The 8,845-nt window shown below is 67.7% G+C and carries 8 protein-coding genes and 2 rRNA genes; 8 read left to right on the top strand and 2 right to left on the bottom strand.

Going from position 1 to position 8,845, the window contains the following annotated elements; genetic code table 11:
- The 8 genes from I71_RS38875 to I71_RS20860 all read left to right on the top strand — a co-directional run.
- A partial coding sequence (locus I71_RS38875) for a hypothetical protein (protein ID WP_199902218.1) occupies window positions 1–190 on the top strand: 190 nt, incomplete at its 5' end.
- 17 nt (window positions 191–207) lie between these two features.
- Entirely contained in the window at window positions 208–1,374 is a 1,167-nt protein-coding gene (locus tag I71_RS20890; protein WP_244433957.1) for a carboxyltransferase domain-containing protein, read from the top strand.
- 11 nt (window positions 1,375–1,385) lie between these two features.
- The gene (gene atzF / locus I71_RS20885) at window positions 1,386–3,197 is read left to right on the top strand and encodes an allophanate hydrolase (protein ID WP_042697509.1); all 1,812 of its coding nucleotides are present in this window, start codon (window positions 1,386–1,388) and stop codon (window positions 3,195–3,197) included.
- Between the two features lie 42 nt (window positions 3,198–3,239).
- Entirely contained in the window at window positions 3,240–4,319 is a 1,080-nt protein-coding gene (locus I71_RS20880; protein ID WP_199902217.1) for a putative urea ABC transporter substrate-binding protein, read from the top strand.
- A 3-nt stretch (window positions 4,320–4,322) separates the two neighbouring features.
- On the top strand, window positions 4,323–5,147 hold the full coding sequence (locus I71_RS20875; RefSeq protein ID WP_042697506.1) for an ABC transporter permease: 825 nt from the start codon (window positions 4,323–4,325) through the stop codon (window positions 5,145–5,147).
- Entirely contained in the window at window positions 5,144–5,947 is an 804-nt protein-coding gene (locus I71_RS20870) for an ABC transporter ATP-binding protein (RefSeq protein ID WP_042697503.1), read from the top strand. Before I71_RS20875 ends, I71_RS20870 begins: the two co-directional genes overlap by 4 nt.
- Before the next feature lie 151 nt (window positions 5,948–6,098).
- A complete protein-coding gene (locus tag I71_RS20865; RefSeq protein ID WP_042697500.1) occupies window positions 6,099–6,518 on the top strand; it encodes a CopG family transcriptional regulator in 420 nt (139 codons plus the stop codon).
- A gap of 54 nt (window positions 6,519–6,572) precedes the next feature.
- A complete protein-coding gene (locus tag I71_RS20860) occupies window positions 6,573–7,799 on the top strand; it encodes a PHB depolymerase family esterase (protein ID WP_042697498.1) in 1,227 nt (408 codons plus the stop codon).
- A 133-nt stretch (window positions 7,800–7,932) separates the two neighbouring features.
- Here the strand turns inward: I71_RS20860 and rrf are convergent.
- Window positions 7,933–8,048, bottom strand: a 5S ribosomal RNA gene (rrf, locus tag I71_RS20855).
- A 148-nt stretch (window positions 8,049–8,196) separates the two neighbouring features.
- Window positions 8,197–8,845, bottom strand: a 23S ribosomal RNA gene (locus I71_RS20850); the annotation flags it as partial.

The raw sequence follows: 8,845 nt of genomic DNA, 5'->3' as shown, positions 1-8,845 counted from the left end.
CGAGTTGACGGTGACCCTGCGCGCCGCCGCCAACCCCTATCCCACCCTGCCGGGCTATCATTTCGGTCTGGTGCAGGAGGACGTGAAGCCGGCCCGCGCCGACCTGATTCCCCCCTCCTCCACAGCATTCCGGCGACCGCCAGCCGTCCGGCCGTCGTCTACCGCCGGGCCGGCGACAAATATCTGCTGATCGAGTACGGCCCGCTGGTGCTGGATCTCGACCTGCGCTTCCGTGTCCACGCGCTCCAGAGCTGGCTGCGGGCGCAGGCGTTGCCGGGGATTCTCGACCTGACTCCCGGCATCCGCTCGCTCCAGATCCATTACGACAACCGACGCCTGCCGCTCGGCGATCTGCTCGACCGGCTGGTCGGCGCCGAGGACGAGCTTGCCGCCATCGACGATCTGGCGGTGCCGACGCGCATCATCCACCTGCCGCTGTCCTGGGACGACGAGGCCACCCGCCTCGCCATTTCCAAATACATGCAGTCAGTGCGCGCCGACGCCCCCTGGTGCCCGAGCAACATCGAGTTCATCCGCCGCATCAACGGGCTGGACGACATCGAGGCGGTGAAGCGCATCGTCTTCGACGCCAGCTATCTCGTGCTCGGGCTGGGCGACGTCTATCTCGGCGCCCCGGTGGCGACGCCGGTCGATCCGCGCCACCGCCTCGTCACCACCAAATACAACCCGGCCCGCACCTGGACGCCGGAGAACGCGGTGGGCATCGGCGGCGCCTACATGTGCGTCTATGGCATGGAGGGGCCGGGCGGCTACCAGTTCGTCGGCCGCACCTGCCAGATGTGGAACACCCACCGGAGCACCGACGCCTTCGAGCCGGGCAAGCCCTGGCTGCTGCGCCACTTCGACCAGATCCGCTTCCACCCCGTCAGCCATGACGAGCTGATGGCCTTCCGCGCCGACTTCCCGCTCGGCCGGGCCAGCCTGCGCATCGAGGAGGAGAGCTTCCGCCTCGCCGACTACCGCCGCTTCCTGGCGGAGAACCGCGACAGCGTCGCCGCCTTCAAGACCCGCCAGCAGGCGGCCTTCGAGGCGGAACGGGCACGCTGGGAGGCGTCCGGCCAGATCGGCTACGCGACGGACCTGCCGGACGGCGGCGCGGCGGAGGCCGACGCCGACCTGCCCCCCGGCGGCGAGGCGGTGCCGAGCCCGGTGCCCGGCAGCGTCTGGAAGATCGCCGCGGAGCCGGGCAGCAGGGTCAAGGCGGGAGACCCGCTGCTGATCGTGGAATCGATGAAAATGGAGATCGCCGTCGCCGCGCCGATGGCCGGCACGGTCGCCGAGATCCGCTGCGCCGAGGGGCAGGCGGTGACACTGGGCCAGACCCTGGCCGTCCTGCTGCCCGAAGCCGCCTGAGGAAGACCATCATGACCATCACTCTGGAAATCGCGGCGCTCTCAGCCGCCTATGCCGACGGCAGCCTGACGCCTAAGGCGGTGCTGGACGAGGTCTATGCCCGCATCGCCGCACGCGGTGAACGGCCGGTGTGGATCCATCTCGTGCCGCAGGCCGACGCCCGCCGGCAGTTGGAGGCCGCAAGCGCCCGCAAGGCGGCGGGAGCGGAGCTGCCGCTGTTCGGCATCCCCTTCGCGGTGAAGGACAACATCGACGCCGCCGGCCTGCCGACCACCGCCGGCTGTCCCGACTTCGCCTTCGTTCCCGACAGCTCCGCCACCGTGGTGCGGCGGCTGGCCGAAGCCGGCGCCATCCTGATCGGCAAGACCAACCTCGACCAGTTCGCCACCGGGCTGGTCGGCATCCGCTCCCCCTATGGCGCCTGTTCGTCGGTGTTCGACGAGCGTTACGTGTCGGGCGGGTCGAGCGCCGGGTCGGGCGTCGCCGTCGGGGCGGGGCTGGTCAGCTTCGCGCTCGGCACCGACACGGCGGGATCGGGGCGGGTTCCGGCCGCCTTCAACAACATCGTCGGGCTGAAGCCGACCAAGGGGCTGGTCAGCACCTCGGGCGTGCTGCCGGCCTGCCGCACCCAGGACGTGGTGTCGATCTTCGCCGGCACGGCGGGCGACGCGCTGGCGGTGCTGCGGGTGGCCGGCGCCTATGACGAAGCCGACGCCTATTCCCGCAAGGCCCCGCCCGCCGCCGTGCAGCCGGCGTCCTGGCCGGTCGGCTTCCGCTTCGGCGTGCCGGTGGACGGGCTGGAGTTCTTCGGCGACGGAGCGGCGGCGGCCCTGTTCCGGTCGGCCGTCGAGCGGCTGACGGCGCTGGGCGGCACGGCGGTGGAGGTGGACTTCACCCCCTTCCGCGAGGCGGCACAGCTGCTCTATTCCGGCCCCTGGGTGGCGGAGCGGCTGGCCGCCATCCGCGACTTCGCCGAGACCAAGCCCGACTCCATCCACCCGGTGGTGCGCGGCATCGTGCTGGGTGCGGCGAAGATCGGCGCGGCGGACGCCTTCGCCGGCTTCTACCGGCTGGCCGAGCTGACCCGCCGGGCGGAGGCCGAATGGGCGAAGATGGACGTCTTCCTGCTGCCCACCACCGGCACGACCTACAGCATCGCGGAGCTGCTGGCCGATCCGGTGCGGCTGAACAGCAACCTCGGCCTCTACACCAATTTCGTGAACCTGATGGATTTGTCGGCCATCGCCGTGCCGGCCGGTTTCCGCGAGGACGGCCCGAAAAAGGGCCTGCCCTTCGGCGTGACGCTGATCGGCCGGGCTTTCGCCGATGGGGCGTTGGCGGCGCTGGCCGACCGCTTCCACCGCGCCCAGGCGCTGCCCATCGGCGCCACCGGTCAGATTCCGACCGGGCCGGCGCTGGACGTGACGGCACCGGCCCCCGGCACGGTGCGGCTGGCCGTTGTCGGCGCCCATCTGACCGGCCAGCCGCTGAACCACCAGCTGACCGGCCGGCAGGCCCGTCTGGTTGGCACGACGCGGACGGCCGGCGGCTACCGCCTTTATGCGCTGGCCGGCACCAGCCCGGCCAAGCCGGGGCTGGTCCGCGATCCGGACGGCGCCGGCGGCATCGAGCTGGAGCTTTGGGAGCTGACCGAGGCCGCCTTCGGCAGCTTCGTCGCCGAGGTGCCGCCGCCGATGGCGATCGGCACGGTGACGCTGGAGGACGGTACGGGCGTGAAGGGCTTCCTGTGCGAACCCATTGCGCTCGACGGCGCGGAGGACATCACCGCCCACGGCGGCTGGCGCCGCTGGCTGGCGCGCTGACCACACACGCTGACCACACTCAACGGGAAGGGGATTTTGAAGATGCGGACCTTGCTCAAGCGCGTCGTGTTCGGCGTGGCCCTCGCCGCCACTGTTGCGGCCGTCCAGTCGCCGGCCTTCGCGGCGGAGAAGAAGAGTTTCCGGGTGGCATGGTCGATCTACGCCGGATGGATGCCGTGGGGCTATGCCGCCGACAGCGGCATCATGAAGAAATGGGCCGACAAGTACGGCATCAAGATCGACATCGTGCAGATCAACGACTATGTCGAATCGATCAACCAATACACCGCCGGCGCCTTCGACGGCTGCGTCATGACCAACATGGACGCGCTGACCATCCCGGCGGCGGGCGGCGTCGATTCGACCGCCGTGATCGCCGGCGACTATTCCAACGGCAATGACGGCATCGTCCTGAAGAAGGGCAAGACCCTGAAGGACATCAAGGGCCAGAAGGTCAATCTGGTGGAACTGTCGGTGTCGCATTACCTGCTGGCCCGCGGGCTCGATTCGGTGGGCCTGCGCGAGAAGGACGTGACGGTGGTCAACACCGCCGATGCCGACATCGTGTCGGCCTTCACCTCCTCGCCCGACGTCACCGCCACCGTCACCTGGAACCCGCAGCTGAGCGAGGTCGTCAAGACCCAGGGCGCCACCCTGGTGTTCGACAGCTCCAAGGTGCCCGGCGAGATCATGGACCTGATGGTGGTCAACTCCGCCACCATGAAGGACAATCCGGCCTTCGCCAAGGCGCTGGTCGGCGCCTGGTACGAGATCATGGGGCTGATGACCAAGCCCGACGCCCCGGAAGGCAAGGCGGCGCTGGAGGCGATGGCCAAGGCGTCGGGCACCGATCTGGCCGGCTACAAGCAGCAGCTGGTCACCACGAAGATGTTCTATACCCCGGCAGACGCGGTGGGCTTCGCCACCGGGTCCGATCTGGTCAAGACCATGGATCTGGTGCGGACCTTCTCCTTCGACCACGGGCTGCTCGGCGAGGGTGCGCGGAGCCGCGACGCGGTGGGCATCGCCTTCCCCGGCGGCACGATCCTGGGCGACGCCAAGAACGTGAAGCTGCGCTTCGATGCGGAGGTGATGAAGCAAGCCGCCGCCGGGGCGCTCTGATCGATGCGCCGGATCATCAACCGGCGGCCGGGGCGCGGGGGCATCGTCTTCTGGGGTGCCCTCCCCTTCCTGGGTGCGGCGGCGCTCTATGCCGTCGCCTCCGCCCTGCGGCTGGCCGAGAATCCGAACGACAAGCTGCTGCCGCCGCTGTCGGCGATGGCGGCAGCGGTCGCACGGATCGCCTTCACCCCCGACCCGCGTACCGGCGATTATCTGATGTGGGCGGACACGCTGGCCAGCCTGCACCGGCTCGGCCTCGGCCTCGGGGTTGCGACGGCGGCGGCGCTGGTGATCGGCATCGCCATGGGGCTGATCCCCTATGTGCGGGCCGGCCTGTCGCCCTTCGTCGCCATCCTGTCGATGGTGCCGCCGATGGCGGTGCTGCCGGTGCTGTTCATCGTCTTCGGCCTGGACGAGCTGTCCAAGGTCGTGCTGATCGTCGTCGGCGTGACGCCCTTCCTGATCCGCGACCTCGCCATGCGCACCGGCGAACTGCCGGCCGAGCAGATCGTCAAGGCGCAGACGCTGGGCGGCAGCACCTGGCAGATCGTGCTGCGGGTGGTGCTGCCGCAGATGCTGCCGCGGCTGGTCGATGCGGTGCGGCTCTCGCTCGGTCCGGCCTGGCTGTTCCTGATCTCGGCGGAGGCCATCGCCGCGACCGAGGGTCTGGGCTACCGCATCTTCCTGGTCCGGCGCTATCTGGCGATGGACGTCATCCTGCCCTATGTCGCCTGGATCACGCTGCTGGCCTTCGTCTCGGACTATCTGCTGCGCCTGTTCAACGCCCGCTGTTTTCCCTGGCTGAAGGCCGGAAAGGGGTCCGCATGAGCCATGTGTCCGTTCGCGGCCTGTGGAAGGAATATCCGGGTCAGGTGGTGCTGGAGCGCGTCGATCTGGAGATCCCGTCCGGCGAGTTCTGCGCCCTGGTCGGCCCGTCCGGCTGTGGCAAGACCACCTTCCTGCGCATGCTGCTCGGCCAGGAACGGCCGACGCGCGGCGGCATTCTCCTCGACGGCCGGCCGCTGGTGGCCGAACCCGGCCCCGACCGCGGCGTGGTGTTCCAGCGCTATTCGGTCTTTCCCCACCTGACGGTGCTGGAGAATGTCATCCTCGGCCGCGAGTTCGAGGGGTCGCGTTTCCTTGGCAGGCTGTTCGGTGCCCGCCGCCGCGCCGCCGAGGAGGAAGCCAAGGGAATTCTGGCGGCGGTCGGTCTCGGCGACCATCTGCGCAAATATCCGGCGGAGCTGTCCGGCGGCATGCAGCAGCGCCTCGCCATCGCCCAGGCGCTGATCCTGAAGCCGAAGGTGCTGCTGCTGGACGAACCGTTCGGCGCGCTCGACGCCGGCACCAAGGCGCAGATGTACGAGCTGCTGCTGCGTCTGTGGTCGGAGCGGAAGATGACCGTCTTCATGGTCACCCACGACCTGAAGGAGGGCTTCACCCTGGCCACCCGCGTGCTCGCCTTCGACCGGGTGCGGGTCGATCCGACCGATCCCGGCGCCTATGGCGCGCGCATCACCTACGACCTGCTGCTGACCGAAAAGACGGCGGTCCAGGCAAGGCTGGCAACCGCCGGGCGGCCCCGCGAAACGCAGGACCGGCATGGGACGCAGGTCGCTGCGCTTTGAACCGAACGGGGTGAGCGCCCCGGCCGGCACGTCCTGCCGCCCGGATGCCGCCCTCCGGTGGTCGTCCAGGAAAATTGCGGATGCCACCTTGAACTGTCCCGGCTTACCCTCCATTTACCATCCACACAGATGGTGAATGGATGGAAATCCGATGGCTGAGAGCGAACGCACCCTTCGACCCAAGGCGGTCGACAGCGAGAAGATCACGATCAATCTCGGCTATGTCGATCTCGGCCACATCGATCTGCTGGTCGAGGAAGGGTTCTATTCGAACCGCACCGATTTCATCCGGACCGCCATCCGCAATCAGGTCGACCGGCATGCCGAGGTGGTTCGGCAAATGGTGGCGCGCAAAAGCGTCGATCTTGGCCTGCGCCACTTCACGCGGGCCGATCTGGAAGCGGTGCAGGCGGCGGGCGAGATGCTGGACATCCGCGTCCTCGGCCTCGCCACCATCGCCCAGGACGTCACGCCCGATCTGGCCCGCTCCACCATCGCTTCGCTGAGCGTGCTGGGTGCGCTGCACGCCCCGGCCGCGGTCAAGACCGCCCTCGCCGACCGCATGCGCTGACGAATTCCGGCCCAGCCCCTCGCCTGCGCCCACCTCGAACCGAGAAAGCTCAAAATGCCCCACATCCTTCCGCCCGGTCTGCCGCCGGGCATGGTCGAGGCTGCCCGCCTGACGAAAGCCGGCAAACTCACCGAGGCGACGCGCCTCATCCAGCGCCTTCTGCAAGGAAAGGACGAGAGGCAACCCGAAACGGCCAGCCCGGGAGCCACGCTGGAGGGGGAGTTCGTGAGACTCGATCCGGCGACGGATGCCGGCAGCCGGCCCAGTCCCGAGTCCGGGACCACGGACGGAACCCGATCCAGGCCGCGGACCGGACTGGGCGAGACCCTGCGCGGCCTCGCCGCACGCTTCAAACCGACCGGTCTGCACGGCGGCGCCCCGCACCCGAGCCCCGATCCGCTGCCGGATGGCGCGTCCTTCGTGACGCTGTCGCACAGCGGAACGGCGGGAACCCGTGCCTACAAACTCTATGTCCCGGCCAATCCCGGCGATGGACCGCGTCCGTTGGTGGTGATGCTGCACGGCTGCACCCAGTCTCCCGACGATTTCGCCGCCGGCACCGGGATGAACGCCTTGGCCGAGTTGCATGGACTGCTCGTCGCCTATCCGGAACAGCCGGCGTTGGCCAATGCCCAGCGCTGCTGGAACTGGTTCAGGCCGGAGGACCAGCGGCGCGATGAAGGGGAACCGGCGCTGATCGCCGGCATCACCCGCGACATCATGCGCGACCATCGCGTGGATCCGCAGCGCATCTACATTGCCGGGCTGTCGGCCGGCGGTGCCGCGGCCGCCATCATGGGCACCACCTATCCGGACCTTTATGCCGCGGTCGGTGTGCATTCGGGCTTGCCGGCCGGCGCCGCACACGACCTTCCCTCCGCCCTCGCCGCCATGCACCAGGGCGGCGGTCACCACAGGAAGGCGTCGCCGACCCGCCCCATGGTGCCCACCATCGTCTTCCATGGCGACCGCGACCACGTCGTTCATCCCAGCAACGGCGACGACGTCGCATCTCAGGCCAGCGACGGATCGGGTTCGCGGGCGGAGGTGCTGCAGGGCCACAAGCCAGGTGGCCGCAGCTACAGCCGCAGCATCCACCGCACGCCCGACGGCCGGACACTGTGCGAGCATTGGACCATCCATGGCGCCGGCCACGCCTGGGCCGGGGGCAGCCCGTCCGGTTCCTACACCGATCCGCAAGGCCCGGACGCATCGGCGGAGATGCTGCGCTTTTTCCTGGACCAGCGGTCCAGTAAGCCGAATTCACCGGAAGCAGAATAGCCGCTGCCGCAACAGCACGAAAGAAACAGCGAAAAAACTGAAACGCCCCGGCTTTTTGGAGCCGGGGCGTTTCTGGGTGTTGGATGAAGATGCAAGCTTAGCTTTTGGTTTAAGCGTCTCTTGTGCCTGAGTGACCTGGCGGCGACCTACTCTCCCACGTCTTAAGACGCAGTACCATTGGCGCGGAGGCTTTTCACGGCCGAGTTCGGGATGGGATCGGGTGTTTGACACCTCGCCATGACCACCAGGTCACCAAGGCACAAGACCGACGCTCATTCCCAAAAGCGCATATGCTTGTTCAGTGCAAGTGATGTGAGGAGTATCGAACTGCGGCGCGTGCTGTCAAGCTGCTGTTTTGAGCAGGCTTGCTGCTGCGCATGGCGCGGTTTGTGGGGTCGAGATCAAGCCGATCGAGCGATTAGTAAGGCTTAGCTTCAGACATTGCTGCCCGTCCACATGCCTCCTATCGACGTGATGGTCTGTCACGGCTCTCAAGGGAGCTCTGGTTTAGAGGTGGGTTTCCCGCTTAGATGCTTTCAGCGGTTATCCCGTCCATACTTAGCTACCCGGCCATGCCACTGGCGTGACAACCGGTGCACCAGAGGTATGTCCATCCCGGTCCTCTCGTACTAGGGACAGATCCTCGCAAAACTCCGACACCCACGGCAGATAGGGACCGAACTGTCTCACGACGTTCTAAACCCAGCTCACGTACCACTTTAATCGGCGAACAGCCGAACCCTTGGGACCTGCTCCAGCCCCAGGATGTGATGAGCCGACATCGAGGTGCCAAACGACTCCGTCGATATGGACTCTTGGGAGTCATCAGCCTGTTATCCCCGGCGTACCTTTTATCCGTTGAGCGATGGCCCGTCCACGTGGAGCCACCGGATCACTATGGCCGACTTTCGTCTCTGCTCGACTTGTCAGTCTTGCAGTCAGGCGGGCTTATGCCATTGCACTCGTCGAGCGAATTTCGACCGCTCTGAGCCCACATCGCGCGCTTCCGTTACACTTTGGGAGGCGACCGCCCCAGTCAAACTACC

The organism is Azospirillum sp. B506 (genome assembly GCF_000333595.1).
In the GTDB taxonomy this organism is placed as follows: domain Bacteria; phylum Pseudomonadota; class Alphaproteobacteria; order Azospirillales; family Azospirillaceae; genus Azospirillum.
This window is presented reverse-complemented; position numbering and strand designations above follow the sequence as displayed.